This is a genomic window from Vibrio sp. R12-SW3-ISO1 (genome assembly GCF_059834005.1).
Window position 1 is genome coordinate 108143 of sequence record NZ_JCBDGK010000015.1, and the last position, 25769, is coordinate 133911.

The window sequence follows — 25769 nt, forward strand, 5'->3', positions numbered from 1 at the left end:
GATGTCTATTAAATCGATCATCATGCCTTTTGCCTCGCAAGAGGATGGAGATACCCGCCTCGAGGGAGGCTTACATGTGGCCAAGTTTTTTCTGGCACACTTGGATGTATTGCACGCACAAGTGGGGTCTGAGCAACTGATGCCCCACGAGCAGCGGCTCGTGTCACGCAAATTCTATGACCAGATAGGTAAAATTGTTCGCGACTACGTCAGTAATGATATGTCGCAAGCTAAGTCGCGATTTTCTGAGCTATGTCAATCACTTAACGTGGTGGAGGGCGAGTCGAGTCTCAACCAAACCAGTGCCACTTGGCATGATATTTTTGGCTATCGTGGTGAGGTGGTGGCGGAGCGCGGTAAAGTATCGGACATCATCATTATTCCTAAATCGCTAACAGGGCGCACAAGCGTCAGCTTTGAAGCGGCGATAGAGCATGGCGGCAAACCGGTTCTAGTGATGCCGAGGACGCAGACGCATTTTGCACCTAAGACGGTAATGATTGCGTGGAATGGCGATGAAGCAGCAGCAAACGCAGTAAGTTCTGCATTACCGCTGCTCAAACTTGTCGATAATGTCGTGGTTGCGACTAGTGAGCGCTCATTAGCGAAAAAGCCGACGCAAATCGATCTCGCTACCTACCTTGCACGACACGGAGTGGATGCGGAATGTTTGACGTTTACCCGAGCGAGAAGAAACACGGCCTCGCAGTTGCTTGAGGTGGCCAGTGAAATCAAAGCGGATGTCGTGGTTGCCGGCGCGTTTGCACACCAGAAACTTCATCAGAAGGTGTTTGGGGGCGTAACTAACCAATTACTCTCAAGTGCCACGATCCCTTTGTGGATGATGAGTTAACTACGCGATTCACCGCATTGTTCAATGACAGCTGCGTGACAGCTTGAACGTGTACTCTAACTAAAAGACTGGTTAACACCTAATCCATCCGCCCAAGAAAAATGCAGGGTTTACTCCTCCTTGTGTTGTGTTAACCAGTCTTTTCCTTTTCCTTTTCCTTTTCCTGACTTTACTCCCATTTACCGCCTCTAAACCCTCTGCTACTTTTCCATCATAAATCACGTTTATTTAAACGGCCGTTTGATTGCTTTAACAATCTCGTTACAATGGCGTGGTCAGACCTCTCATGATTAAGGAGAAACAATGGGCAAGCAGGAATTAAAGACCCGCTCGGGCGAACGCATCGCCATCGTTGCCGGTTTACGCACGCCGTTTGCACGTCAAAGTACGGAATTTAGCCAGGTCCCTGCGGTGGATCTGGGCAAAATGGTGGTCAGCGATATGTTGGCCAAAACGGACATCGATCCTGCGTTGATCGATCAGGTGGTGTTTGGCCAAGTGGTTCAAATGCCAGAGGCCCCCAACATTGCCCGAGAAATTGTACTGGGCACCGGGATGAACATTCATACCGACGCCTACAGTGTGACTCGCGCCTGTGCGACCAGTTTCCAATCTGCAGTGAATGTGGCGGAAAGCATTATGTCCGGCACGATTGATATCGGTATTGCCGGTGGCGCGGATTCATCGTCTGTGTTGCCTATTGGTGTTTCGAAAAAGCTCGCCGCGAACTTGCTGGCGCTAAGCAAAACGAAGACGCTAGGTCAAAAGCTTAACATTCTTAAAACTTTGTCATTGAAAGATCTCATGCCGGTGCCACCAGCGGTCGCAGAATATTCCACCGGTCTTTCTATGGGGCAAACGGCGGAGCAAATGGCGAAGTCACACGGCATTTCTCGCCAAGAGCAAGACGCGTTAGCGCACCGTTCGCATACGCTAGCGGCAAAAGCGTGGGAAGAGGGGAAAATTCGCGACGAAGTGATGACCGCTTTCCCAGAGCCCTACAAAAAATGGATCGCCGAAGACAATAACATTCGCCGCGATTCGACTTTAGAAGGCTACGCCAAGCTTCGCCCTGCGTTTGATCGTAAGTTTGGTAGCGTGACAGCGGCAAACAGTACGCCACTGACGGACGGCGCCGCCGCGATTATGTTGATGCGAGAAGGGCGCGCTAAGGAGCTTGGGCTTGAGATCATGGGTTACATCCGTTCTTACGCCTTCTCGGCGATTGGCGTTGAAACCGACATGTTGATGGGGCCATCGTACGCCACACCGGTTGCACTCGACCGAGCGGGTATTACGCTGTCTGATTTGACCTTGATCGATATGCACGAAGCGTTCGCCGCTCAGGCGCTATCGAACGTGAAGATGTTTGCGAGCGATAAGTTTGCCCAAGAGAAATTGGGTCGCTCAAAAGCCATCGGTGAGATTGATATGGATAAGTTTAACGTTCTAGGTGGTTCGATTGCCTATGGGCACCCATTCGCGGCGACGGGCGCTCGCATGATTACGCAAACGCTGCGTGAGTTGCAACGCCGTGGCGGTGGATTGGCATTGAATACTGCCTGTGCAGCAGGTGGATTGGGCGCAGCAATGGTTCTGGAGGTCGAATAATGAGTGAGCAAAAAGCATTTAACTTAACCATTGATGAGCAAAACATCGCTTGGCTGGCGATTGATGTGCCCGGCGAGAAAATGAACACGCTGCAAGCGGCGTTTGCCGATGAAATGGCCGCTATCTTTGATGAGCTCGGTGACAAGCAGTCTACCCTCAAAGGCATGGTGATCCACTCACTCAAGCCGGACAACTTTATTGCTGGCGCCGATGTACGTATGTTAGACGCCTGTCAAAGTGCTGCAGAAGCGCAAGCGTTAGCGCAACAAGGTCAGCAGATGTTCGCGAAATTATCGGACCTGCCTTTTCCTGTTGTCGCAGCGATTCATGGCCCGTGTTTGGGCGGCGGCTTAGAGCTTGCTTTGGCGTGTGATTATCGTGTTTGTAGTGATGATGATGCGACTAGACTGGGTCTACCTGAAGTTCAACTTGGGCTTTTGCCAGGCTCGGGCGGCACGCAAAGACTGCCTCGTTTGATTGGTTTGCTGCCATCACTGGATTTGATTTTGACCGGTAAACAGTTGCGAGCGAAAAAAGCGGGCAAATTGGGCGTGGTGGATGCGGTGGTGCCGCAGACCATCTTGCTCGATGTGGCGAAAGGCTTGATTGAAAAGTCATCGCCGAAGCGAAAAAGTGGTAAAAAAGCGTCGACCAAAGAAAAACTGATGGCGCACACCGGGTTGGGCCGCAAGGTGACCTTTGAACAAGCTGGCAAGAAAACCCACGCAAAAACGCGCGGCAATTACCCAGCGGCAGAGGCGATTTTAGACGTCATTCGTTACGGACTTGAGCACGGCTTCGATAAAGGGTTACAGAAAGAAGCGCAGCGCTTTGGTGAGTTGGTGATGACTTCAGAATCGAAGGCATTGCGCTCGATTTTCTTTGCGACCACTGAAATGAAAAAAGACAACGGCAGTGATGCTACGCCGCGCAAGATTCAGCGTGCCGCCGTGCTAGGTGGTGGCTTGATGGGGGCGGGCATTAGTCACGTTAGTGTGGCGAAAGCGAAAGTTCCTGTCCGGATAAAAGATGTGTCAAACGATGGCGTTCTTAACGCTTTGCAATACAACTACAAGTTGTTCGACAAGCAGCGTCAACGTCGCATTCTTTCCAAAGCGCAACTGCAATCGAAAATGGTGCAGCTGTCGGGTGGCACCGATTTTACCGGCTTTAAAAACACAGACATCGTGATTGAAGCGGTATTTGAAGATTTGACGCTCAAGCAGCAAATGGTGGCGGATGTGGAAGCCAATGGCCATGCAGAAACTATTTTTGCGACCAATACGTCATCATTGCCGATCCACCAAATTGCCGCCGAGGCTAAGCACCCTGAGAAAGTCGTCGGGTTGCACTACTTCAGCCCGGTGGAAAAAATGCCGCTGGTTGAGGTGATCCCACACGAAGGCACATCGGATGAAACCGTCGCCACCGCGGTCGCTTTTGCTCGCAAACAAGGCAAAACACCGATTGTGGTCAAAGATTGTGCAGGCTTTTACGTTAACCGTATTTTGGCGCCTTACATGAATGAAGCGGCGCAAGTGCTGATGGCGGGTGAACCGATTGAACAGTTAGATAAAGCGCTGCTAAACTTCGGCTTCCCAGTCGGCCCTATTACGTTGTTGGATGAAGTTGGCGTCGATATCGGCGCGAAAATTATGCCTATCTTGGTCAAAGAACTCGGCGCGCGTTTCCAAGGCCCAGATGTGTTTGACATCTTACTCAATGATGGCCGTAAAGGGCGCAAGAGTGGCAAAGGCTTCTACACCTACAAAGGGAAGAAGAAAGAGGTCGATAAGTCCGTGTACAAACTGCTGAAGTTGACCCCGGAATCTAACCTTGCTGAGAAAGACATCGCCATGCGCTGTGTGCTGCCGATGCTCAACGAAGCGGTCCGCTGTCTGGATGAGGGCATTATTCGCAGCCCTAGAGATGGTGACATCGGGGCGATTTTTGGTATTGGTTTCCCTCCATTCTTAGGCGGCCCTTTCCGCTACATGGACCAAATTGGCGTGAAGAAGCTGGTGGATATCATGAACGACCACGCACAGAAATACGGTGACCGATTCGCGCCATGCGATGGGCTGTTAACACGTGCGGGTTTGGATAAGCCCTTCTACAGCAACTAGTTTTTTCTCAAAATAAAAAGCGAGCCTGGGTAATAGGCTCGCTTTTTTTGTTTGACGCGTTACTATTTATAACGATAAGCAGCCAACCATAGGCTGGCGAGTGTCTCGAATATAATCATTAAGGATATCAAATGGATGCGCTTGATTTACTGCTCAACCGTCGCTCAGTCGGCAAACTGTCTGCCCCGGCTCCTGAGGGAGTCGCATTAGAAAACATCATTCGCGCTGGCCTGCGTGCGCCGGATCATGCGGGGTTGACGCCGTGGCGTTTCGTGATTGCTCAAGGGGAAGGGCTCAATAAGCTGTCTGCGATTTTGCACCGCGCTGCGGTGGCAGACAACAGTGATGACGCTGTGCTTGAAAAAGTGAAAAATGCGCCTTTTCGCGCGCCTATGGTGATCACGGTGATCGCCAAAGTGACGGAGCACGATAAAGTGCCAGCACTTGAGCAGCACCTATCTGCAGGTTGTGCCGTGCAAGCGATGCAGATGGCGGCGGTTGCACAGGGCTTCCAAGGGTTCTGGCGCTCTGGCCCTTGGATGTTCCACCCGAATGTGCATCAAGCTTTTGGCTTGCAGGGAGAAGATCAAATCGTCGGATTCCTCTATCTTGGTACGCCCGATAGTGAGCCAATGAAAGTGCCCCATCGCGAGTTGAGTAAATTCGTCGAGTATTTGTAATATTTGACGGACAAATAGGGAAAGAAAAGCGCCTGATTGAAAACAATCAGGCGCTTTTTTAATGCAGGTTGAACGCGATCACGAAGTCGATGAATAAACGGACTTTCTCCGGTAAGTGATCTTTGTGGTTATACAACATATAAATATCGCGAGGGTTGGCGATCCAGTCATCGAGCACTTGGACAAGGCTGCCATCCTCAATGTACTCGCGAATCATCACATCCGGCATGAGCGTAATGCCAAGCCCTTCAGAACACGCGCTGCGAACGACATTGAGCGTATTGGCTTGGAAGCGGCCTTTATCATTATTGACCACCACTTCGCCATTGTGATTTTTGAGTTGCCATTTGAGCAGCGGCGAACCTTTGAGCAGTGCATGCTGGCTCAACTCTTCGGCGTGTTTCGGTGCAGGATGTAGGCGCAAATACGTTGGGCTGGCGACCAAAATGTCTTTGACCGAGCTAATTTTACGTGCAATCAGGCTTGAATCTCGCTGCGGCCCCACTCGGAAAATAACATCCCACTCGGTGGGGTCAAGGTGGTCGGATTGCGTGCTGGTATCAAGCTCTATATGGATATCAGGGTATTGAAGCATAAACGCATTGAACATCGGCATCATCATGCGTTTGGTCAGATTAGACGGCGAGGTAATACGAATTTTACCCGCAGCGCCACGACACTCATCAGAGATCTCCTCTGCTGTCATCGTCAGACGGTTGAGCAGGGGAGAGCACTCATTGAAAAAGCGCTCACCCGCCTCAGTCAGTGACAGCTTTCTTGCATGTCGATTGAGCAAGCGAAGGTTAAGTGAGTCTTCCAGCGCTTGAATTCGTCGAGTGATCGTGGCGACCGGAATCATGGTTTTACGGGAAGTTGCGGTATAGCTTCCATTTTCTACCACCAGTCTAAATAGGTTGAGATCATCTAATTTCATTCTGTCGAACACACTTTGGTTACGAATTTAGGTAATTTATCTTTATATATCATGTCAAAGCTTGAGGCACATCAACAACTTCACCGATCTTACCGGATTCATACATATAGTAGCTATCCCTCATTTACGGTGGAATATTTGTATAAATGGACGGTGGCGACTACTTTTTAAGAAGTGTTTCAAACAAGCAGTTAATAATAACAATAATGTTGATAATCCAAATTTGGGTGAGGCAAGGTTTATGCACAAATCAGTTCAGGTGGCCTCGGTGGTGAATCCGCGACTGGCTGCAAGTCAAAAGCTCATTATGGTCGTTGATGACGATCCTATCTTTCGTCGCATTACGACGGGATTCCTAACCGCACAAGGTTATGAAGTCGTCGAGGCTTCAGATGGCTTAGAAGGTTTAAAACAGTTGAGGGAACATTCCCCCGACCTAATTTTATGTGATCTGTCGATGCCGGTGCTTGATGGTATCGAATTTGTCGAGGAGGTGAGCCTAGAGTACCCGTCTATGCCGCTTATTGTTGTATCGGCGACCGATGAGATGTCTGATGTGGCGAAGGCGCTGCGTTACGGCATCAAAGATTTCCTTCCTAAACCGATTTCCAATTATGAACACCTCGCCAACGCCATTGAAGTGACGTTGGAGGATTCTGACAACCACCTCAGTGATCTCAGGGATTTTTCCAGTCAGTGGTTTCGTGTCGATAGCGGGGATATGCCTGAGGAGCAAGAGCTTCATTGGCACTTGGAGTTTCTAGAGGATAACCCAAGTGCGGCCAAAGATTTACTTCATGCGCTGCTTCCAGACAAAGACACCGCACAAGGGGATTGGAAGTGCAGTTACCGCTTACTGCAATCGACGGATGTGATGCCTTTGGTGTTTGATTATGCCTGGCTTATGAACGGTCAATTTGCTTTCTATTTGGTGGATTCGGCCAGTAGCCATCATCATGGCCCAGCGGCGACGCTGCTGGTTCGCGCTTTGTTCCATGATTATTTGCGTAACCTCAAATCCTTCAATGCGGATTTGAAAGATCTGGCGGATATTCTCGAGAAAGGTATCCAGTGCTCCGACTGCGGCGCACCGGTGAAAGCCTTGTTTGGGGTGGCTGATCTTTGCTCAGGAAAGCTGTCTTTGCTGCCCGCCGGGCTGGATGCACAGTGGTCGAATGGGTACCAATCTCAACATATCCCTTCTGGCGTCAAGTTGGGAGAAAACTGCGCCAAAAACTTCATCACCACCGATCTCTCGATACAGTCGGCGTGTCAGCTATCCCTAAGCCGCCTAGGTTCTAGCAGCTTTACTTTAGACATCTTCCGTGGTGGCAGCGCTTAAACGCATCCATGTATTCCCCCAAATAGTGATCAATCCCAAAGGCCTTATTCGCCTTTGGGGTTGATGGGTTATCCCCTCTCATTTTATCAATAACCTTACACCTGTTCGGTGTTTATGCTTTAACCATTAAGGTATAGTTTCGCCAAACAAAAATAACCCTAAAACGCAGGGCAGCACTTGCGTTAATGGGACTTTCATTATTGAAAGAAACGTATCGCCACCTACCAAAAGAGAAGCAGCCCATGGCAGACAAAGATTTTAAAGAACCGTATAATATTTTTTACTTTTTAGGCTTTATTGCAGCCCTGTTGATCCCAACGCTTCCCGCGACCTTGACTTGGATTCGCGTGTTCAACGGATACGCAGGCTTCTAACGCAGTTCTGGAGCATACCATTCCTCTACGCAGATTCTTTTTCTATGTTGTTGGTGTGCTCAGTTTATGCCTAGGCATACTGGGCATCTTCCTTCCCGTTCTTCCTACCACACCGTTTATTTTGCTCTCCAGCGCTTGTTTCATGCGCAGCAGTCCACGTTTTCACCGCTGGCTTCATCAACACCCGACGTTCGGGCCTATCATTATCAATTGGCATCAGAACCGGGCGGTAACGCGCGGTGTAAAACAGCGCGGCGCGCTCGCGATGGTACTCAGTTTTAGCTTCTCAATTTGGGTTGTCCCTCACCTATGCCTGAAAGCGATGTTGGTGGTGATGCTGGTGATTTTACTCAGTTGGTTCTTGCGTCTTCCTGTGATGGAGCCGCTTGCCGATAGAGAAGAAAATCACTAAGATTACCCAGAAGTGTGCCCACTCTATTGGTGGGCGTTTGTTTTTTATACGAACCGTATTTTAGTCAGTGATTTGGTCAGATACCGGATCCGAGTGGCACAAAACCCATTATTAAGTGGCCGATGATAACAATGATAGGCGCCCACTTAGCCAAAGTAAGTAATGAACTATGACAACTGAAACGATCGCATTCATCAAATCTAGCATCAAAAGCATTCCAGACTATCCAAAGCCAGGCATTCTATTCCGTGATGTCACGAGCTTGATGGAGAACGCCAAAGCCTACCAAGCCACGATCCAACTTTTAGTGGATAAATATAAAGATCAAGGCTTTACCAAAGTCGTTGGTACAGAAGCACGTGGCTTCTTGTTTGGTGCACCGTTGGCGTTGGAGCTTGGTGTGGGTTTTGTCCCGGTGCGTAAACCGGGCAAACTACCGCGTAACACCATCGCCCAATCTTACGAATTGGAGTATGGCGTTGATACGCTAGAGATTCATACCGATGCTATCTCAGAAGGCGACAAGGTGCTGGTGGTGGACGATTTGCTCGCAACCGGCGGTACCATCGAAGCGACCACCAAACTGATCAGACAGTTAGGTGGCGTGGTCGAACATGCGGCGTTTGTCATCAATCTACCTGAAATCGGTGGCGATAAACGTCTGCAAGGTCTCGGCCTTACGGTTTACAGCATCTGTGAATTTGACGGTCATTAATCGGAATTATTCATGAGTTATCTTGCTTTAGCGCGAAAGTGGCGTCCAACCAAATTCAGTGAAGTGGTGGGTCAAGCACACGTTCTGACGGCGCTTGAAAATGCACTCGCTCAAAATCGTCTCCACCATGCGTACTTGTTCAGTGGTACGCGAGGTGTTGGTAAAACCTCGATTGGGCGACTGTTTGCCAAGGGTCTAAATTGTGAAACGGGTATTACTGCCAACCCTTGTGGTCAGTGTGATACGTGTCAAGAGATAGACCAAGGGCGCTTTGTGGATCTATTAGAGATCGACGCGGCGTCGCGCACCAAAGTGGAAGATACTCGAGAGTTATTGGACAACGTCCAGTACAAGCCAGCGCGTGGACGCTTTAAAGTGTACCTGATTGACGAGGTGCACATGCTCTCTCGTCATAGCTTTAACGCGCTGCTGAAAACATTGGAAGAGCCGCCAGAGTACGTGAAGTTTATTCTGGCGACCACCGATCCGCAAAAACTGCCTGTGACGATTTTGTCGCGCTGTCTGCAGTTTCATCTTAAGCCGATTACGGTCGATGCCATTCATCAACAGCTGGATCATATCCTCGCACAGGAACAAGTGAGTGCAGAGGCACGCGCATTGGGTATGATTGCCCATGCGGCGGATGGCAGTATGCGTGATGCACTCAGTTTGACTGACCAAGCGATTGCTCTTGGCAATGGCAGTATCAGCCAAGAAAGCGTGGCGCACATGTTGGGTACACTCGACACCGATCAAGCCTTGCATCTGCTGCAAGCGATCAGCTCGAAATCGGTGGATGTGGTGATGTCGAGTGTGGAGCAAATGGCGCAAAACGGTGTGGATTGGGATGGATTGTTGCAACAACTCGCCAGTCAATTACATCGATTAGCCATGGTGCAGGCTTTGCCATCCTCGCTTGATAAAGGCCAGCCTGACGCTGACAAGGTCGTGCAGCTGAGCAAAGCGTTAACGCCGCAAGATATTCAACTGTTCTACCAAATTGCGTTGAAAGGGCGTGAAGACATCGCGTTGGCGCCGTCAGAGCGCATTGGTTTAGAGATGGTGCTGTTGCGCATGGTGGCGTTTAGGCCACAAGAGGTGTCGCAAGCCAATATGATCTCAACGTCCAGCGCACCTGTCGCAGAGGCGCCAGCGTCAAAGGCTCCGGTGCCATCTGCAGCGCCACCAGTCAGCCATGCAGCGCCTCAAGCGTCGATGTCCTCTCCAGCGGTATCACCTCAGCCTGAAGCACCGCCACCTAAAGCGCCATCGCAGCCAATGCCAAGCGCACCGTCGTATGAGCCACCGATGGCCGATTACGACATGCCACCGCATGACGATATGCATGACGCGTCTGGGTATGACAGAGATGAGTATGCACAGATGACGCCCGCTTCGGCACCACAAGCCCCTGAAACGCCAACGCCGCCTCCAACGCAGAAGCCTGCGTCAAGCGGGGTGAGCGGCGGCATTAGTGGTTTGCGTCATCAATTGCGCTCACAGCGTCAAGGGCGCAGCTCGCCAGGCGCGTCAACAAAAAAGGCTAAAGCGGCATCTGCCAAACCTGAATCGGTGCTCGAACGTGTTGCGCAAAAACACGCCGGAGCGCCGCAGATGTCGCCTGCTGCACACATGGCTAGAAACGAGTCGGCAAACAACGCATCGCTTGAGAAGCCTGAGCCCTATCAATGGACGCCAAGCCAACCAGTCGTGGATGAGCAAAAGCCGGAACTGAAACCCACGCAGCTGAAAAAAGCGCTCGAGCACGAGAAGACGCCAGAGATGGTCGATAAACTCGTCAATGAAAGCTTAGAGCGTAGCGTGTGGGCAAAGCTCATCAGTCAGCTCAATACAGCTAAGTTGACTGAGCAGCTCGCGCTCAATTCGGATTACGTCAAAGATGGCCGTTCTATCCAGCTGACGTTGCGACCACAGCAGGCTCACCTCAACACGGATAAAGCGCAAAGTGAACTGCTCTCAGAGCTCAATCGAGTGTTGGGCGAAGAGTGCCAGTTAAGTGTCGAGATTGGTGACAAAGGAGAAACACCGCTAGAGTTAAGAGATAAGCTGTATCAAGGCAAGCTTGAGCAAGCTTTTAGCAGTCTAGCGGCTGATGAGTACGTGCAGTTTATCGAGCAGCGTTTTGGTGCTGAACTCGATAGCGATAGTGTACGACCGATATAATTTCCGGTGGTTGAATTCATTTGATTCAGCCCCCATTTAATTCGATATAGTGACAAACTAGAGAGATAAACATGTTTGGTAAAGGCGGTATGGGCAACCTAATGAAGCAGGCCCAGCAAATGCAAGATCGCATGCAAAAGCTTCAAGAAGAAATTGCGAATATGGAAGTGACTGGTGAATCGGGCGCTGGACTTGTGAAAGTGACCATTACTGGTAGCCACAGTGTTCGCCGCGTTGATATCGACGAGAGCTTGATGGAAGACGATAAAGAGATGCTAGAAGATCTCATTGCTGCTGCGTTCAATGATGCCGCTCGTCGTGTTGAAGAGACGCAAAAAGAGAAAATGGCGTCAGTGACGGGCGGTATGCAATTACCACCTGGTATGAAAATGCCGTTCTAATCTTGCTCTCTGCGCGCAACAGATTTGCGCGCATTCGACGAGAATGACGGACAATTCATAGAGAAAGAGAGTCAATGCGTACCAGTCATATGCTGGAACAATTAATGGAGGCCTTGCGCTGTCTACCTGGGGTTGGCCCCAAGTCGGCACAGCGGATGGCCTTTCATTTATTGCAGCGAGATAGAAAAGGCGGCGTGCAACTCGCCGACGCGTTAAGTCAGGCAATGACGGAAATCGGTCATTGCTCCGAATGCCGAACCTTTACCGAAGAAGAGGTTTGCCATATCTGCACCAATCCTAAACGCCAAGAGAATGGACAAATCTGTGTTGTAGAAAGCCCTGCGGATATCGCAGCGGTGGAAGCGACCGGTCAATATTCTGGGCGTTACTTTGTGTTGATGGGGCACTTGTCGCCCCTTGATGGTATTGGGCCGAGTGATATCGGTTTGGATGTGCTGGACTTTCGCCTGCGCCGCGGTGATATCAGCGAGGTGATTCTTGCGACCAACCCAACGGTGGAAGGGGAGGCGACCGCGCATTACATTGCTGAGTTGTGTCATGAACACCAAGTCACGGCTAGTCGCATTGCCCATGGTGTGCCGGTCGGTGGTGAATTAGAGCTGGTGGATGGCACAACGCTGTCTCATTCACTGCTCGGGCGACATAAGATTTAATACCTGCATTTTTCACCCAGAAATAATATCAATATGGCCGCATCTGCGGCCATGTTTTTATCTGTCACCCATGATAGAGCGTAGTGCTTGGTTTACTTTTGTTACGTCAGACGCCAAGTGTTACGTCAGACGCTCAAGCTCTGTGATATTGGTCATCGCTTGCTGGTTGGTCGCCCCGCACACTACAGGACACGGCTTGAAATCTGCGCACACTTTGGGACGCTCTGGTAAGCCAAACAGCTTGCAGAGATTGTCTTCATTGAGCTGAATGCAACGAACACCGGCAGGTTTGCCATTTGGCATCCCCGGAATCGGTGATGAGATACTGGGCGCAATACAGCAAGCCCCGCAACCGAGTCGACAATCCATCCTGATACCCCTGAGTAAAATTGAGGCGCGATAATAGCAAAAATCATCAAGACGATCAGTACAAGATCTTGAAGTTTTTGCCGCTAGACGGTATAAATCGCCCCTTCTTTAACTAATCCAAGATGAGTCTATGAGCGCACCCTTTTGGCAAACAAAAACGTTAGAGCAGATGACGGAGCAAGAGTGGGAATCTCTGTGCGATGGCTGCGGCAAGTGCTGCCTGCACAAACTCATGGATGAAGATACGGATGAAATCTACTACACCAATGTGGCGTGTAGCTTACTCAACACGAAAACCTGTTCATGCAGCGATTATGAACATCGCTTTGAGTCTCATGAAGAGTGCACCAAGCTGACTCGTGATGACATCGATGATTTCACCTGGTTACCGCACACCTGTGCCTACCGTTTAATGGTAGAAGGTCAACCATTGCCTGAATGGCACCCGCTGCGCACTGGCTCTAAGTCAGCGATGCACGCCGCTGGGGAAAGCGTCAGAAATAAAGTGGTGTACGAAATCGATGTGATCAATTGGGAAGACCACATACTCAATCATCCCACGCGTGATTAAGCCCACGATTTTTCGTTGAATTGACAACAAGTCCTCGTCTTTAACCTCTTATCCGCCCTCTTTTGTCTCAATGGACCACGGGTTGCTCGGTGCGTGTTGGCGGAGCTAAATCAAAGCGGATGATGAGCCACTGAACGGGTTTTGGCAGTTGATTCATAATAGAGAAAAGTGGACCGGCCGTTTGACTGGGAAAGGTCGTGGTGACGGGCCAAGTCGAAGCGGGGGCTGGGCGGGTGCCACACTCCGCAACGGAGAAATGTATTGATGGCAATGATTTCATCTCTCTTACCTCACAATCCAAAGTGGAAGACAAGCGGGCAACGTCGCCCGCTTGTGTGCACTGACGCTCTAGAGCGCCAGTGAGAGAAGGTTAGGCTTCCTCACTCTCAACGTGGGCTGTGATCATGGCTTCGGTGGTGATCATCAAACCTGCAACTGACGCGGCGAATTGCAAGGCAGAACGGGTCACCTTAGCAGGGTCCAAGATACCCATCTCAATCATATTGCCATATTCACCGGTTGCGGCGTTGTAGCCATAGTCCGCATCGCCTGATTTCACCGCGTTGGCGACAACGGACGCTTCATCTCCGGCGTTAATGGCGATTTGACGAAGTGGCTCTTCCATCGCACGTAGCGCGACACGAATACCGACGTTTTGATCGTCGTTATCACCTTTGAGATCGGCGAGCTCTTTGGCAATCTTGGTCAGCGCGACGCCACCACCTGCCACAATACCTTCTTCAACGGCCGCTCGTGTTGCATGCAGCGCATCATCCACTCGATCTTTCTTCTCTTTCATCTCTACTTCAGTAGCAGCGCCAATCTTGATCACTGCCACACCGCCAGAGAGCTTTGCAATGCGTTGCTGGAGTTTCTCTTTATCGTATTGAGACGTTGTCGAGGCCAGTTGCGCTTCAATACTTGCCACGCGGTCTTGAATTGCATGGTGCTGTTCATCGCTGCCTACAATGGTCGTCGCGTCTTTGGTTATGGTCACTTTCTTGGCCTGACCAAGCTGCTCCAAGGTGGTCTTTTCAAGCTCTAAGCCAATCTCTTCAGAGATAACCGTACCAGAGGTAAGCACCGCAATGTCTTCCATCATCGCTTTGCGGTTGTCGCCAAAGCCTGGCGCCTTGACAGCGGTTGCGCGAACGATACCACGCATGTTGTTGACGACGAGTGTCGCCAATGCTTCACCTTCGATGTCTTCGGCGATAATCAGCAATGAACGAGAGGCCTTAGCGACTGACTCAAGAATCGGCAGCAGTTCACGGATACTGCTCACTTTCTTATCGACCAGCAAGATGTACGGATTGTCGAGCTCGACGGTACCTGTGTCTTGATTGGTGATGAAGTACGGCGAGAGATACCCACGGTCAAATTGCATGCCTTCGACAACTGAGAGTTCGTTGATCAGGCCCTGACCTTCTTCAACGGTGATGACACCGTTGCGGCCGACTTTTTCCATCGCCTGGGCAATGATCTCACCGATAGCGCGATCGCTGTTGGCCGAGATACTACCAACTTGCGTAATCGATTCTTGATCGCTGCAAGGTTTCGCCATATCGCGTAATTTAGCCACAGCGGCTTCCGTCGCTTTATCGATACCGCGTTTAAGATCCATTGGGTTCATGCCCGAGGCCACCGCTTTTAGCCCTTCATTGATGAAAGATTGCGCCAGTACCGTTGCGGTAGTGGTTCCGTCGCCCGCTTCATCGTTCGCTTTGGATGCTACCTGTTTGACCATTTGAGCACCCATGTTTTCGAATTTATCTTTTAGCTCAATGGCTTTGGCGACAGACACTCCATCTTTGGTGATGGTAGGGGCACCGTAAGACTGATCTAAAACAACATTGCGTCCTTTAGGGCCAAGCGTCACTTTGACCGCATTGGCTAAGACATTGACACCAGTGAGCATTTTTTGACGTGATTCGTTTGCAAATAGTACGTCTTTTGCAGCCATGATTTTCTCCTCAAAAAGATGACAGAACGAGATTATTCGACGATAGCCAACACATCTGATTCACTGAGAATCAGATACTCTTTGCCATCAATCTTTTCTGATTTCACGCCGTAGCCATCATTGAAAATGACGTGATCACCGACTTTGACGTCCATTGACGCGCGGTCACCGTTATCAAGACGTTTGCCTAAACCCACTGCGATGACTTTTCCGCGCGTGGATTTTTTCACCGATTGAGAAGTTAGTACGATTCCCCCTTCAGATTTGTTTTCCACTTCTTGTCTTTCAACAATCAGCTTGTCATTTAAAGGACGAATATTCATTGGATTTGCCTCCTACTTAGGACAAAAAATAAAAGACACAATATGAGCGATTCCTTCGCGCTCGATGAAAAAATAGGGTCTCTCATGGCAACTTCAAGGGGGAAGTTCGATAAAAGATTTTTATGAAAGTAGCGAGGACAATAAAAAAGCTCACCGAAGTGAGCTTTAAAACTAGGAAGGAGTGGCGCAATGGCTAAGAAACCGGGATGCCCAATTCGGGATGCCCAATCGGGGATGCCCAATCGGGGATGCCTAATCGGGGATGCCTAATCGGGGATGCCTAATCTCTGCAATGCGAAATGATTATGAAGCCACAGCAAGGTCGACAACAAATTGAGATTTTTGTCGTCTCGAATCAAAGGCTTGTTCCCTCACTGATTAAGAGTCGTTTAGCGCTCAATGTTAGATTAGGGCCAGCAAAATGCCGCCAACGGTTGCCGCCGCGGAAAGATATTGCCCCGCAGAGTAAGAGCCGTCTTCCTCTTCTTTGATCTTATCTGGGTGATCCATGCCTAGCGCACCGTGGGCGAAAGACTCTACTTTGTCACCGACGGTTTTTTCTGCTTTATTGTTGGCTTGGCTCTCTTTCTCAATTTCTTGCAATGCGGCAAGCAATGCTTTCCCTTCCTCTGAAAGGGTTACCGTGTTTTGCTCAACTTTTAAAGGTGCAGCGCCTTTATCTGCAACCGAGGTGTTGGCTTGAGGCTTAACCTGCTGGGTTGGTGCCAGCTTCGCTGACTCCATTCCTACTGGGGTCATAGTGTTCTCCTTACTTCATCCTCAAATAACGTATCGGCAGTGTGGTGTAAAACTTGTGCAAAATATGCGTTATTTGTATGAAAAGCCATCAAGCACAAATCATGCCTATTTATCGGTCGCGAGTGCAGGCGTTCAGCTAAGGTCGATTAGGGGGCTTCAGTTGGCTGACACTCGTTGCTCCCATGACGGGTCGACATTTTATGAAACGCCGCCATTTGATTTTCCATTTTGACGAAGCGCACAGGTGGGGCTAAGACGTGCAATGGGTAATCCGTGTTGAGAGGCTGAGGCTCGCTGGCGGCATCGATGATAGATGCGATATCAGACATAGGTGTGATAACCACGACAGAGAGGTTGGGGTTGCGCGCCAAAATAGACGCTTTGGTTCCTAGCCCTTGTTCGGTATGAAACTTCCCTGCGACATGAATGACTTGGTGACCTGGGTGGTCATTGAGGTATTGGACGATGCTTTCTGCCATGGTTTCATCCCACGTCATTTGAGCCGCGTACTGTTTTTCGGTTTGGGCTGGCTCGCCATGATGCATTGAGGCCATGAATTTGCGTTTGTATGCGGAGTCCTCGGTGTTGATCTTAGCGGCCACGAGGCGGCGCTCATCGTCGGATAGGCGATCAAGGTAGCGTAAACCGACACGGCCCACACAACGTACCGTTGATTTAGGTGCGTTGGCGGCAATGACAGGCCAGTTAAACGTTTTTGCTAGCTCGACTAATGGTCGATAGTCACTTTCATAGTTAGGCCAAGCGTTACCCGATGTGATCAGTGTTTGCTCTCCAATCTCACCGTTAAGGTAGGCGTTGAGATGGGGTTGGGCGTCTCTTGAAAACTGCTCCATCGACAAGGCGGTGTCTCGGCCTTGGCTCGCTATTGCCTTAATAAAATCGGCTTGAAAGCGATGGATAGCGGAATGAGTATGCCATTCACCAATCAAAATAACCTCTGCCTGAGTGAAGGTTTCAGGTAGTGCATTGAGTGACAGGGCTTTTCCCGATGGGTCGTATAGTTGATAGTCATAAAAACTAACGATAGGGGTAGCAGCGCTTGGATCAGAGGCCACTGAGTTTGAACGAGTGGATGGAGAGAGTGACGCTGCGCTGTATGAACAGGCGGTCAGAGTCATACAAGCACTAAAACAAACAAAACGGGTCAATATAAAACGGATCAGCATAAACCGTGGCCTCCTAATGGTCTGCTCGCATACTAAAGGAGGCTCGGGACATTTACAATGCAAATGAGAATTGTTATCTAGTTTGTACCGGGTTACGCCTGCTTACGATAGATGCGAATCATAAAATCTGCCTCACATTCAAACATAGTGGAGTTTTTCAGTTCGTCACGCAAAGAATCGCTGGCTTTCCAAGCAAATGGGGTCATTTGCAATAGGTCGAACGCATCACCATCGGCGAGGGGGAGGAGGTAGCTGAGCTTTTCTTCCCGCTCAAGGTCGAAGCCTTCAATCGATTCGGCTTCTTCGCTGTGCAGTCGTACATCGTCATAAATTCGCTCTCGCAACTGGTAAAGATGACGTCCTGCTGGCGTGACTGTGATGACCACGCCATTGTCTCGCACGCAGCGTTGCAACTCTTGCGCTTTGCACGGCGCGTAGATGCGTAACACGCCATCGAGTGAGTGGTCGGCAAAGGGTAGGCGGTGGCTTGAAGCAACACTGAAAAGGCAGTTTTGGTAACGTTTCGCGGCATAGCGGATGGCGATTTTGGAAATGTCCAAACCGTATGTGTTTGCTGCTGCGTGTTGTTCGATTAACCGATGTGCTACTTGGGTCGTGTAGTAGCCTTCGCCGCAGCCGATATCAAGCAACTGGTGATCACTACCGACTAAGGCTTCGGCGCATAAGTCGGCAATGCGTTGTCGCAGGGGTTGGTAGTAGGCTTTTTCCAAAAATCGGCGCCGAGCTTGCATCATCTCTTTATTGTCGCCTGGATCTTTTGAACGTTTATGATGTACAGGCATCAGGTTGACGTAGCCTTCTTTCGCGACGTCGAATGAGTGACGGTTTTCACACGAGTAGCGCTGTTTTTCTTGCGATAAAGGCAGATGACATAAAGGACAGGAGTAAGACATATCGAGCTCTGGGCCATTTCGGGGGCTGCATTTTATCAGCTTAGGCGAGCGAATCCCAGAAATAGGGTAGAGCGCCGCTCTACCCTCAACGATGTGTCACCCAAAGCCGCTACTTGTTCGCGCTGGAGAGTACGGTGACCAGTTGGTGAGTCTCACCTGGTTCAAGGCGTTTACCGGTGTCTAGAGAGGTCGCATGAAGGGTCGACTCGACACACAAAAAGTGCTGATAGCCGCTGTCTTGCATGTCGGCCATCGCCGCCGCACCTTGCTGCCAAGGGTTCCAAAGGACAGCGGAATTGTGGCCTTGGTTCTCAACGGTAAGTGTGCGATGAAAGACAGGGTCTTGCACATTGATTTGAGGCGCAGGCTTGGTATAGACGCGATCGATGGTGTCGGTCAACTGTAACACGTCACCGCCTTGGCATACTTTCCTGTCTTGAAGGCTATCGATGTACTCTGCGCCCATACCTGTTGTCTGGACTTGGGTAATATCACCCACATTGAGGTAGGTATGCAGCGCACCGGAGAAGGTCCATGCTTGATCATCAATGTTGATAACCTTGAGGGTGACGCTCAGTGTTTCGCCAATCTCAATCAAAAGTCGGGCCTCAAACATATATGGCCAGATGTCGTGGGTCTCTTCACTTGAGAAAAGGGCCAGCTCAACGATGACACCGTTTTCATTTTCTCGATGCTCGACCAATTCCCATTCGCTCGTACGAGCAAAGCCGTGTGCTGGGGCCGCAATGCGTCCAAACCATGGCCAGCAGACCGGGATGCCACCGCGCAGAGCGGCCTTACCATCAAAGACCGCTTGCTCACTCATCCAAATGAGATCTTCTTGGCCTTGAGGTTTGAATGAAATGACATGACCACCATGCAGGGCAATACCGGCGCTGGCTTTATCATGGATGACACGAATCACCTTTACTTGGTCGACTTCGACAATCGTGACACTGTCAGACAAGACAGTCAGGGCAGGGAGCGTGAATAAGTCCATGTAAGTTTCCTATGCCATAGAGAGCAGGCGTGTCGCCATTAATGGGCTCTCAAATTTCAGATACAAAAAAGGCGACTCAAGAGCCGCCTTTTATAAAATTCTGCGCTAAACGCTTATCTCAAAGTGATGATTACTTAGAGATGTGAGCGATTAGGTCTAGAACTTTGTTTGAGTAACCGATTTCGTTGTCGTACCAAGATACAACTTTAACGAATTTGTCAGTTAGCGCGATACCTGCTTTAGCATCGAATACTGAAGTGCAAACTTCGCCGATGAAGTCTTGAGAAACTACTTGGTCTTCAGTGTAGCCTAGAACGCCTTTTAGTTCGCCTTCAGACGCTTCTTTCATCGCTTTACAGATGTCTTCGTAAGAAGCACCGTTTACTAGGTTAACAGTTAGGTCAACAACAGAAACGTTAGCTGTTGGTACGCGGAAAGCCATACCAGTTAGTTTGCCGTTTACTTCTGGAAGTACAACGCCTACAGCTTTAGCAGCACCAGTTGATGATGGGATGATGTTTTGAGAAGCACCACGGCCACCGCGCCAGTCTTTAGCAGAAGGACCGTCAACAGTTTTTTGAGTTGCAGTTGTTGCGTGAACTGTAGTCATAAGACCAGATTCGATACCGAACTTGTCGTTAAGAACTTTAGCGATAGGTGCTAGACAGTTAGTAGTACAAGAAGCGTTAGAAACGATGTCTTGACCAGCGTAAGTGTCGAAGTTTACGCCGTTAACGAACATTGGAGTTGCGTCTTTAGAAGGACCAGTTAGTACAACTTTCTTCGCGCCAGCAGTGATGTGCTTACGTGCAGTCTCGTCAGTTAGGAAAAGACCTGTTGCTTCAGCAACAACGTCAACACCGATTTCGTCCCATTTTAGGTCTTCTGGGTTGCGCTCTGCAGTTACACGTACAGTTTTGCCGTTAACGATTAGGTTACCGCCTTCAACTTCAACAGTACCGTTGAAACGGCCGTGAGTTGAGTCGTACTTCAGCATGTATGCCATGTAATCTACATCGATAAGGTCGTTAATACCTACAACTTCGATGTCGTTGCGCTCTTGCGCTGCACGGAATACGAAACGACCGATACGGCCAAAACCGTTAATACCTACTTTGATAGTCATTATAGTTGCTCCACAACTTAATTTCTGATTAAAGATAACTGGTAGTAAAATTACAAAACCCAGTCAAAATCTGCAACCGATAATCGGACTTAACTTGTTTAATGTCAAAAAAAAGTGTCGCTTTTTTTCACAATTAAACGCGAGTGGTTGTTTTTTGAACGGATAGTGGAGTTTATACCTAACCAGTTGATGTAAAATGCGTTGAAGACTTGAACTGCTGCTTAAAGTTTAGCCATTCTGTTATGGTTTCAAAGTATGTGCTACAAAGGTTAAACTGCGCAAGTTTTTCAACAAAAAAGTCACAAATAAAAATGAGAATGTGGAGAATAAGTCAGTGAAACAACATAGCGAAAAAGTCACCAAGCCTGATGAATACTGGCGTGAGAAGCTATCGGATGAAGAGTATCGAGTATGCAGACAGCAGGGCACTGAGGCACCATTTTCCGGTAAATTGCTGCACAATAAAGAGACGGGAATCTACGCGTGTACCTGTTGTGACGCTCCGCTGTTTCGTTCAGATAACAAATACGATTCCGGTTGTGGTTGGCCAAGTTTCGATGCACCGATCAATGACGATGCGATTCGTTACTTAGAGGATCTGAGCCACGGAATGGTGCGTACAGAGATTCGCTGTGCACGTTGTGATAGCCATTTAGGTCATGTATTTGAAGATGGACCACAAACCACCGGTGAGCGTTTCTGTGTTAACTCGGTGTCGTTAGTTTTCAACAATTGATGGCAAGGCAGCGTTAAACGCTGTGTGTCTTGTTACTCACTTTCAAATTGAACTCGTTCAGTTCAAAGTGAGTAACCACTAAAAACCTAAGGCTAATCAAGCCCTTCGAGTTGCTGGCGCTGAAATTTCCCGGCCCGAATCGCATCTTCAATATCGTCTGCAAACGCATCTAATTGACGATATTTGTCCTTATCAAAACCGTACAGCAATTGCAGCTCCTTCTCGGAAGCGATCGGCACATCAAAGGCTTTCGCTACCATCGCCCAAACGTACGCTTGTTCGCGTTGATGGGTTTGATAGTGAATACTGGCAAGTGATTTCAATATTTCAACGTTGACAGGCGAGCTCTTGGTCAGCTCCAACGCGTGCTTAAGCAATGCGATGGTTTTTTCTTGGTCACGACCCGTATAAAACGTGGCTAACGCGTATTGCATTTCGGCGCTTTCAAGCTGAGGTGACCCTTCCATTTGAAGGAAGGCGCGGCGGGCAGAATCACTCCCAGTGCGACTCCATAGAAAGTAGAGGGCTTGTGGGCTGGTGGATTCAGAGAGCTTTTTCACTAGCGCTTCGAGATCCTTACCCGAGTTGACCAGTGCTTCAAAACGCCGCTGTTTCAGGTTGGATTGATCAATAGGTTGGATCTGAGAGGCTAGCTCTAGACACTTTTTATACTCTGACAGCAAATTGTATTCTTTGATGAGATTTTGGTCTGTTGGGTCTTTAAAGACTTCAAAGCGGTGCCAAATGAGATCGGTACGAGGAACGCGACATTGGCCATCATCCATATTCAGACGTTCGCAACGAAGTTCCGGTGTGTCTTTACACAGTTGGTCGGTATTTTTTCGAACTTCAAAGCAGCCCGTGAGTGTGGCCGCTAGCCCTATCAATACCAGTGTGATAAGTCGATTCATACGAAGTTTGCTTGTGATCCGTTACACTTATTCTTAGCCGTTATCTTGACGCCTTCATTGAGGCGGTTAATGTCAGGGCCTTAACAAAAAACAACAGAAACCAAAGGATACGTCATGGACGCAGAGCAGTTGATTAATTCAATTACACCAGAAGCTTACGAGCGTCTCCTCTATGCAGTTGAGACGGGTAAGTGGCCTGAGGGTACACCACTTTCGCAGCAGCAGCGAGATTCTTGCATGCAAGCTGTGATGTTGTATCAGTCTAAGCATAATGTAGAAGCGCAACATATGACAGTTGCGCAGGGTGGCGAGATCAGTTTTAAGTCAAAATCTGAGCTAAAAAAACAGTTTCAAGCGGAACAAGACGACATTTTGCGAGTGAACCCGAATAAATCTTAGTCTCTGATTTAATTCGTTATCCGCAGCATTTTTTAAATTTCTTCCCGCTTTGACATGGGCAAGGATCGTTGCGACCAACCTTGGCCTGATTCGCTTGTGGGAATTCTCCATCGATGTAGTACCACAAGCCATTTTCACGGGCAAATCGAGATCGCTCTTCAAGGCATAAGGTCTGTGTAGAGCGACCTTGCTCGGCAGAGAAATACGCTTTGAAGGTGACGAAACCCTCATCATGATGCTCGCCCGGCGCGGTGGATACCACTTCAAGGCCGCACCAGTCGCTCGCGATTGAATCTGCGATGGCATCGCGTTCTTTCTCCGCTTCGCACGAAGGGTGATAGGTGGCGATAACAAAATCGACCAGACCTTTGACATGGGCGCTGTAGCGAGCGCGCATGAGTTGCTCTGGTGTATGGGCATTCTGATGATGTTGATGAATCGGCAGGCAGCAAGACTCATAAGTCTGCTGACTTTCACAAGGACATAAAGACATCCAATCTCCGCTTTTTACTTATATCAGGGACAATCAGGGTTAATTAGACAGTAAATCTGCCGTCCATTGTACCGATTCATCGTAGCATTCACTAACGACTTCTTTCTCAAGGCCGAGCTGTTGACAGAGTTCAGCGGCTTCGTCCCATTGTGCGTGTTCATAGGCGATGACAAGCTTGAGCAACACCCCAAGCGTCCCTTCACCATCAGTGAGTGCATGTTTGACAGCTTCATCAATAGGGATTTCCGCCACGATTTGTTCTAACGGTCTGTCGAGTAAACTGTCGAGCAGCGAAAACATACCCGTAAGAAACGCTTGGCCAGAGGCGAGCTTCTCCTCGAGCTTCGCCGCGACTAATTCGCAGTAGCGTGCGCGCTGAATGGATAATCCGTAAAGGTACTCGGGTTTGGAATCTTGAGAGGAGGCGAGCGCCACCAAGGAGACAAATTTACGCAATCTATCTTCACCCAGGTAAATCAGCGCTTGTTTAAATGACTGAATCTTGGTGCTGACAATCGAAGACGAGTTGACGTGCGTGAGCAATTTATACGAAAGCGAGACGTCTTTACTCACCAAGGTTTCAATCCGCTGATAATCGATGTCGGATTTTGCAATCTCACTAAGCAGTTGCACTATGGTCATGAAGGAAGGTTCGATCGATTTGCGCTGCAAGATCTCGGGTTTACTAAAAAAGTAACCTTGGAAATAGTCAAAACCTGCTTCAAGCGCGTGACTAAACTCCTCATACGTTTCGACTTTCTCGGCTAAAAACTGGATTTTGCTGCCTTGTAACTTGCGAATGAACAGCCGCGCTTTTTCAATCGGGACCACACGGATATCAAATTTGATGATCGAAACATACGGCAAAAAGGCTTTCCATTCAGGGGAAGGCACAAAGTCATCCAGCGCAATTTTATAACCGAGTTTAGACATCTCTTTGACCGCCTCGAGCAGCTCGGGCGTCGGCAGGCAGTCTTCCAAAATTTCAACCACTAGGCTGGCCGACGGAAATAGAGTCGGCACCCGATTGATCAAGCTTTGATAAGGGAAGTTCACAAAGCCAACTTTGTCACCCAATGTCGAGTAGTGGGTGGACATAAAATGATCAGACAGCAAACGGCTCGTTGCCAGCTCAGGGTCGATTTCTGGAAACGTGTTTTTAGGGCCATCACGAAACAGCAGCTCATAGCCGATGGTATGTTTGTGCCGATCTAAGATAGGTTGGCGTGCAATGTATGAGGTTTTCAAAGTAGCAGTCTAACTTCAACGTGTTACCGAACATTGAAATTAAGTATAGGCACAATTTATTGAAAAATCTGGTACTTATTTGTCAATTTGTTGATAGGAATGCACGATTTTGTAGGTCGTATCCTGTTTTATCAACCACTAAGACCGATCCTTGTGTGTACCAATCCCCTAATACGACGCGATGCAGGGTTTTTCCGTTACTGATAAAACGGTGAATATTCGGGCGATGAGTGTGGCCATGAATCATGAGCTCAACATGGTGTTTATTCATCACGCTCTCCACTTCTTGCTGATTGACATCCATGATCTCAAGGGATTTGGTCTGCTTATCTGCACTGATGTCTGTTTGTACCTTGGCGACGATCTTCTGCTTGATGAACATCGGGATACGATTGAACACCCATTGTAGCCAAGGCTGATGAACTTTTTTGCGGTACTCAAGATAGCTGACATCGTCAGTGCACAGCGTATCACCGTGTAGAATCACGGTGGGCTGACCATACAAATCAATGACGGTCTCATCCCCGAGTAAGGTGACCCCGGTTTGCTTTGCAAAGCGCTTACCGACCAAAAAATCACGATTCCCCTGAGTAAAATAGCAAGGCACACCAGAGCGTGTTAAGCGGCGAAACTCGTCACGAATAGTTTGCGCGAATTCAGACTTATCGTCATCTCCCACCCAAAATTCGAACAAATCACCCAAGACATATAAGGCGTCGGCTTGGCTGGCTTCTTCGCGCATAAAGCGAATAAAACACGCGGTGATTTCGTGCGTTGAAGGGGAGAGATGCAGATCGGAAATAAACAGAGTGGTCATAAAGCAATCAGAGTTCAGGCTAGCCCAGTGGGCTGAAAGGGTAGGGCAAAACAATCACAGGTTTAGGGTAAAAGCGCCCAATATAGGAAAAAAAGAGCTGCATTAGGCAGCTCTTCTTTGGATAGATTACTCTTCGATCGTTGTGCCAGTGATCACAACATCTTCAAGCGGTACATCTTGGTGCATGCCGTAAGAACCCGTGCTGACACCTTTGATCTGGTTAACAACGTCCATACCTTCAACGACTTCAGCGAAGACACAGTAACCCCAACCGTCAAGACTTTCACTGCGGAAGTCTAGGAAGGTGTTGTTGTTTACGTTGATGAAGAACTGAGAGCTTGCAGAGTGCGGCTCCATGGTACGTGCCATTGCTAATGTACCCACTTTGTTGCTTAGGCCGTTGTTTGCTTCATTTTTGATAGGAGCACGAGTAGCCTTTTCGCGAAGACCAGACTCCATGCCACCGCCTTGAATCATGAAACCGTCGATAACGCGGTGAAATAGCGTGTTATCGTAGAAACCGTCGCGGCAGTATTGAAGGAAGTTTGCGCTGGTTTCCGGTGCTTTCTCTTCGTTTAGCTGAATTTTGATGTCACCAAAATTAGTGTGAAGGGTGATCATGATTATGTCCTTTCGGTCGATTTTCT

Annotated in this window: 29 protein-coding genes; 14 read left to right on the forward strand and 15 right to left on the reverse strand. The window is 49.0% G+C overall.

Features of this window, described 5'->3' with window-relative positions; genetic code table 11:
• Window position 1 precedes the first annotated feature (1 nt).
• From AC6R0R_RS04165 to AC6R0R_RS04180, 4 genes are all read left to right on the forward strand, one after another.
• The gene (locus AC6R0R_RS04165) at window positions 2–853 is read left to right on the forward strand and encodes a universal stress protein (RefSeq protein ID WP_500625792.1); all 852 of its coding nucleotides are present in this window, start codon (window positions 2–4) and stop codon (window positions 851–853) included.
• 303 nt (window positions 854–1156) lie between these two features.
• The gene (gene fadI / locus AC6R0R_RS04170; RefSeq protein WP_334551079.1) at window positions 1157–2464 is read left to right on the forward strand and encodes an acetyl-CoA C-acyltransferase FadI; all 1308 of its coding nucleotides are present in this window, start codon (window positions 1157–1159) and stop codon (window positions 2462–2464) included.
• The gene (gene fadJ, locus AC6R0R_RS04175; RefSeq protein WP_500625793.1) at window positions 2464–4590 is read left to right on the forward strand and encodes a fatty acid oxidation complex subunit alpha FadJ; all 2127 of its coding nucleotides are present in this window, start codon (window positions 2464–2466) and stop codon (window positions 4588–4590) included. Before fadI ends, fadJ begins: the two co-directional genes overlap by 1 nt.
• A 131-nt stretch (window positions 4591–4721) precedes the next feature.
• Window positions 4722–5270: an NAD(P)H nitroreductase gene (locus AC6R0R_RS04180; protein ID WP_487903248.1), complete on the forward strand. Its 549-nt coding sequence runs from the start codon at window positions 4722–4724 to the stop codon at window positions 5268–5270.
• 58 nt (window positions 5271–5328) lie between these two features.
• On the opposite strand, the gene AC6R0R_RS04185 is transcribed toward AC6R0R_RS04180, so the two are convergent.
• Complete coding sequence (locus AC6R0R_RS04185) at window positions 5329–6204, reverse strand: LysR family transcriptional regulator (protein ID WP_500625794.1); 876 nt, start codon at window positions 6202–6204, stop codon at window positions 5329–5331.
• Between the two features lie 241 nt (window positions 6205–6445).
• Here AC6R0R_RS04185 and AC6R0R_RS04190 point away from each other — a divergent pair, with 241 nt between their 5' ends.
• The 7 genes from AC6R0R_RS04190 (at window position 6446) to recR (ending at window position 12306) form a co-directional block, all read left to right on the forward strand.
• Complete coding sequence (locus tag AC6R0R_RS04190) at window positions 6446–7546, forward strand: response regulator (RefSeq protein ID WP_500625795.1); 1101 nt, start codon at window positions 6446–6448, stop codon at window positions 7544–7546.
• A gap of 242 nt (window positions 7547–7788) precedes the next feature.
• Window positions 7789–7920, forward strand: a complete 132-nt coding sequence (locus AC6R0R_RS04195; protein WP_334551071.1) for a hypothetical protein — start codon at window positions 7789–7791, stop codon at window positions 7918–7920.
• 7 nt (window positions 7921–7927) lie between these two features.
• Window positions 7928–8332: a YbaN family protein gene (locus AC6R0R_RS04200; RefSeq protein WP_500625894.1), complete on the forward strand. Its 405-nt coding sequence runs from the start codon at window positions 7928–7930 to the stop codon at window positions 8330–8332.
• A 169-nt stretch (window positions 8333–8501) separates the two neighbouring features.
• Window positions 8502–9047, forward strand: coding sequence for an adenine phosphoribosyltransferase (gene apt, locus AC6R0R_RS04205; RefSeq protein ID WP_334551070.1), 546 nt, complete (start codon window positions 8502–8504; stop codon window positions 9045–9047).
• A 12-nt stretch (window positions 9048–9059) separates the two neighbouring features.
• A complete protein-coding gene (gene dnaX / locus AC6R0R_RS04210; RefSeq protein ID WP_500625796.1) occupies window positions 9060–11231 on the forward strand; it encodes a DNA polymerase III subunit gamma/tau in 2172 nt (723 codons plus the stop codon).
• A gap of 71 nt (window positions 11232–11302) precedes the next feature.
• Window positions 11303–11632 (forward strand): YbaB/EbfC family nucleoid-associated protein, encoded by a 330-nt coding sequence (locus tag AC6R0R_RS04215; RefSeq protein ID WP_005380618.1) that lies wholly within the window; start codon window positions 11303–11305, stop codon window positions 11630–11632.
• 74 nt (window positions 11633–11706) lie between these two features.
• On the forward strand, window positions 11707–12306 hold the full coding sequence (gene recR, locus AC6R0R_RS04220; protein ID WP_334551065.1) for a recombination mediator RecR: 600 nt from the start codon (window positions 11707–11709) through the stop codon (window positions 12304–12306).
• A gap of 120 nt (window positions 12307–12426) precedes the next feature.
• On the opposite strand, the gene AC6R0R_RS04225 is transcribed toward recR, so the two are convergent.
• Window positions 12427–12675 (reverse strand): YkgJ family cysteine cluster protein, encoded by a 249-nt coding sequence (locus AC6R0R_RS04225; protein WP_500625797.1) that lies wholly within the window; start codon window positions 12673–12675, stop codon window positions 12427–12429.
• A gap of 130 nt (window positions 12676–12805) precedes the next feature.
• Between AC6R0R_RS04225 and AC6R0R_RS04230 the strand changes: the two genes are divergently transcribed.
• Window positions 12806–13246 (forward strand): YcgN family cysteine cluster protein, encoded by a 441-nt coding sequence (locus tag AC6R0R_RS04230; protein ID WP_500625798.1) that lies wholly within the window; start codon window positions 12806–12808, stop codon window positions 13244–13246.
• 67 nt (window positions 13247–13313) lie between these two features.
• Here AC6R0R_RS04230 and AC6R0R_RS04235 read toward each other — a convergent pair whose 3' ends face one another.
• The 8 genes from AC6R0R_RS04235 to gap all read right to left on the reverse strand — a co-directional run bounded on the left by AC6R0R_RS04235 (window position 13314) and on the right by gap (window position 20518).
• A complete protein-coding gene (locus AC6R0R_RS04235; RefSeq protein ID WP_500625799.1) occupies window positions 13314–13526 on the reverse strand; it encodes a hypothetical protein in 213 nt (70 codons plus the stop codon).
• Window positions 13527–13616: 90 nt separating this feature from the next.
• Window positions 13617–15209 carry a chaperonin GroEL gene (gene groL, locus AC6R0R_RS04240; protein ID WP_500625800.1) on the reverse strand — a complete coding sequence of 531 codons (1593 nt, stop codon included), beginning with the start codon at window positions 15207–15209 and terminating at the stop codon, window positions 13617–13619.
• 32 nt (window positions 15210–15241) lie between these two features.
• A complete protein-coding gene (locus AC6R0R_RS04245; RefSeq protein WP_500625801.1) occupies window positions 15242–15532 on the reverse strand; it encodes a co-chaperone GroES in 291 nt (96 codons plus the stop codon).
• Window positions 15533–15934: 402 nt separating this feature from the next.
• Window positions 15935–16291 (reverse strand): hypothetical protein, encoded by a 357-nt coding sequence (locus tag AC6R0R_RS04250; RefSeq protein WP_334551055.1) that lies wholly within the window; start codon window positions 16289–16291, stop codon window positions 15935–15937.
• 146 nt (window positions 16292–16437) lie between these two features.
• Window positions 16438–17430 carry a ChaN family lipoprotein gene (locus AC6R0R_RS04255; RefSeq protein ID WP_500625802.1) on the reverse strand — a complete coding sequence of 331 codons (993 nt, stop codon included), beginning with the start codon at window positions 17428–17430 and terminating at the stop codon, window positions 16438–16440.
• A 140-nt stretch (window positions 17431–17570) separates the two neighbouring features.
• Window positions 17571–18392: a 23S rRNA (guanine(745)-N(1))-methyltransferase gene (gene rlmA / locus AC6R0R_RS04260; RefSeq protein WP_500625803.1), complete on the reverse strand. Its 822-nt coding sequence runs from the start codon at window positions 18390–18392 to the stop codon at window positions 17571–17573.
• Window positions 18393–18501: 109 nt separating this feature from the next.
• A complete protein-coding gene (locus AC6R0R_RS04265; protein ID WP_500625804.1) occupies window positions 18502–19392 on the reverse strand; it encodes a D-hexose-6-phosphate mutarotase in 891 nt (296 codons plus the stop codon).
• Between the two features lie 130 nt (window positions 19393–19522).
• Complete coding sequence (gene gap / locus AC6R0R_RS04270; RefSeq protein WP_334551052.1) at window positions 19523–20518, reverse strand: type I glyceraldehyde-3-phosphate dehydrogenase; 996 nt, start codon at window positions 20516–20518, stop codon at window positions 19523–19525.
• 334 nt (window positions 20519–20852) lie between these two features.
• Here gap and msrB point away from each other — a divergent pair, with 334 nt between their 5' ends.
• On the forward strand, window positions 20853–21254 hold the full coding sequence (gene msrB / locus AC6R0R_RS04275) for a peptide-methionine (R)-S-oxide reductase MsrB (RefSeq protein ID WP_334551050.1): 402 nt from the start codon (window positions 20853–20855) through the stop codon (window positions 21252–21254).
• A 92-nt stretch (window positions 21255–21346) separates the two neighbouring features.
• Here the strand turns inward: msrB and AC6R0R_RS04280 are convergent, their stop codons facing one another.
• On the reverse strand, window positions 21347–22165 hold the full coding sequence (locus AC6R0R_RS04280; RefSeq protein ID WP_500625805.1) for a DUF2989 domain-containing protein: 819 nt from the start codon (window positions 22163–22165) through the stop codon (window positions 21347–21349).
• A gap of 114 nt (window positions 22166–22279) precedes the next feature.
• Here AC6R0R_RS04280 and AC6R0R_RS04285 point away from each other — a divergent pair, with 114 nt between their 5' ends.
• Window positions 22280–22564 (forward strand): YeaC family protein, encoded by a 285-nt coding sequence (locus AC6R0R_RS04285; RefSeq protein WP_334551047.1) that lies wholly within the window; start codon window positions 22280–22282, stop codon window positions 22562–22564.
• Window positions 22565–22580: 16 nt separating this feature from the next.
• Here the strand turns inward: AC6R0R_RS04285 and AC6R0R_RS04290 are convergent, their stop codons facing one another.
• From AC6R0R_RS04290 to AC6R0R_RS04305, 4 genes are all read right to left on the reverse strand, one after another.
• Window positions 22581–23057: a YchJ family metal-binding protein gene (locus tag AC6R0R_RS04290; protein WP_500625806.1), complete on the reverse strand. Its 477-nt coding sequence runs from the start codon at window positions 23055–23057 to the stop codon at window positions 22581–22583.
• Window positions 23058–23096: 39 nt separating this feature from the next.
• Window positions 23097–24305, reverse strand: a complete 1209-nt coding sequence (locus AC6R0R_RS04295) for an EAL and HDOD domain-containing protein (RefSeq protein WP_500625807.1) — start codon at window positions 24303–24305, stop codon at window positions 23097–23099.
• 82 nt (window positions 24306–24387) lie between these two features.
• Window positions 24388–25122 carry a UDP-2,3-diacylglucosamine diphosphatase gene (gene lpxH, locus AC6R0R_RS04300; protein WP_500625808.1) on the reverse strand — a complete coding sequence of 245 codons (735 nt, stop codon included), beginning with the start codon at window positions 25120–25122 and terminating at the stop codon, window positions 24388–24390.
• Window positions 25123–25248: 126 nt separating this feature from the next.
• Window positions 25249–25743 (reverse strand): peptidylprolyl isomerase, encoded by a 495-nt coding sequence (locus AC6R0R_RS04305; protein WP_334551042.1) that lies wholly within the window; start codon window positions 25741–25743, stop codon window positions 25249–25251.
• Window positions 25744–25769 lie beyond the last annotated feature (26 nt).

What these genes read in the sequence shown, in the direction of transcription:
- AC6R0R_RS04180 (WP_487903248.1), top strand. Translation starts at nt 4,722, where the DNA reads ATGGATGCGCTTGATTTACTGCTCAACCGTCGCTCAGTCGGCAAACTG.
- AC6R0R_RS04305 (WP_334551042.1), bottom strand. Translation starts at nt 25,743, where the DNA reads ATGATCACCCTTCACACTAATTTTGGTGACATCAAAATTCAGCTAAAC.
- apt (WP_334551070.1), top strand. Translation starts at nt 8,502, where the DNA reads ATGACAACTGAAACGATCGCATTCATCAAATCTAGCATCAAAAGCATT.
- groL (WP_500625800.1), bottom strand. Translation starts at nt 15,209, where the DNA reads ATGGCTGCAAAAGACGTACTATTTGCAAACGAATCACGTCAAAAAATG.
- AC6R0R_RS04250 (WP_334551055.1), bottom strand. Translation starts at nt 16,291, where the DNA reads ATGACCCCAGTAGGAATGGAGTCAGCGAAGCTGGCACCAACCCAGCAG.
- lpxH (WP_500625808.1), bottom strand. Translation starts at nt 25,122, where the DNA reads ATGACCACTCTGTTTATTTCCGATCTGCATCTCTCCCCTTCAACGCAC.
- AC6R0R_RS04225 (WP_500625797.1), bottom strand. Translation starts at nt 12,675, where the DNA reads ATGGATTGTCGACTCGGTTGCGGGGCTTGCTGTATTGCGCCCAGTATC.
- AC6R0R_RS04230 (WP_500625798.1), top strand. Translation starts at nt 12,806, where the DNA reads ATGAGCGCACCCTTTTGGCAAACAAAAACGTTAGAGCAGATGACGGAG.
- AC6R0R_RS04190 (WP_500625795.1), top strand. Translation starts at nt 6,446, where the DNA reads ATGCACAAATCAGTTCAGGTGGCCTCGGTGGTGAATCCGCGACTGGCT.
- fadI (WP_334551079.1), top strand. Translation starts at nt 1,157, where the DNA reads ATGGGCAAGCAGGAATTAAAGACCCGCTCGGGCGAACGCATCGCCATC.
- AC6R0R_RS04165 (WP_500625792.1), top strand. Translation starts at nt 2, where the DNA reads ATGTCTATTAAATCGATCATCATGCCTTTTGCCTCGCAAGAGGATGGA.
- AC6R0R_RS04280 (WP_500625805.1), bottom strand. Translation starts at nt 22,165, where the DNA reads ATGAATCGACTTATCACACTGGTATTGATAGGGCTAGCGGCCACACTC.
- AC6R0R_RS04290 (WP_500625806.1), bottom strand. Translation starts at nt 23,057, where the DNA reads ATGTCTTTATGTCCTTGTGAAAGTCAGCAGACTTATGAGTCTTGCTGC.
- rlmA (WP_500625803.1), bottom strand. Translation starts at nt 18,392, where the DNA reads ATGTCTTACTCCTGTCCTTTATGTCATCTGCCTTTATCGCAAGAAAAA.
- fadJ (WP_500625793.1), top strand. Translation starts at nt 2,464, where the DNA reads ATGAGTGAGCAAAAAGCATTTAACTTAACCATTGATGAGCAAAACATC.
- AC6R0R_RS04235 (WP_500625799.1), bottom strand. Translation starts at nt 13,526, where the DNA reads ATGAAATCATTGCCATCAATACATTTCTCCGTTGCGGAGTGTGGCACC.
- AC6R0R_RS04285 (WP_334551047.1), top strand. Translation starts at nt 22,280, where the DNA reads ATGGACGCAGAGCAGTTGATTAATTCAATTACACCAGAAGCTTACGAG.
- dnaX (WP_500625796.1), top strand. Translation starts at nt 9,060, where the DNA reads ATGAGTTATCTTGCTTTAGCGCGAAAGTGGCGTCCAACCAAATTCAGT.
- AC6R0R_RS04195 (WP_334551071.1), top strand. Translation starts at nt 7,789, where the DNA reads ATGGCAGACAAAGATTTTAAAGAACCGTATAATATTTTTTACTTTTTA.
- AC6R0R_RS04255 (WP_500625802.1), bottom strand. Translation starts at nt 17,430, where the DNA reads ATGACTCTGACCGCCTGTTCATACAGCGCAGCGTCACTCTCTCCATCC.
- AC6R0R_RS04265 (WP_500625804.1), bottom strand. Translation starts at nt 19,392, where the DNA reads ATGGACTTATTCACGCTCCCTGCCCTGACTGTCTTGTCTGACAGTGTC.
- AC6R0R_RS04185 (WP_500625794.1), bottom strand. Translation starts at nt 6,204, where the DNA reads ATGAAATTAGATGATCTCAACCTATTTAGACTGGTGGTAGAAAATGGA.
- recR (WP_334551065.1), top strand. Translation starts at nt 11,707, where the DNA reads ATGCGTACCAGTCATATGCTGGAACAATTAATGGAGGCCTTGCGCTGT.
- AC6R0R_RS04245 (WP_500625801.1), bottom strand. Translation starts at nt 15,532, where the DNA reads ATGAATATTCGTCCTTTAAATGACAAGCTGATTGTTGAAAGACAAGAA.
- gap (WP_334551052.1), bottom strand. Translation starts at nt 20,518, where the DNA reads ATGACTATCAAAGTAGGTATTAACGGTTTTGGCCGTATCGGTCGTTTC.
- AC6R0R_RS04215 (WP_005380618.1), top strand. Translation starts at nt 11,303, where the DNA reads ATGTTTGGTAAAGGCGGTATGGGCAACCTAATGAAGCAGGCCCAGCAA.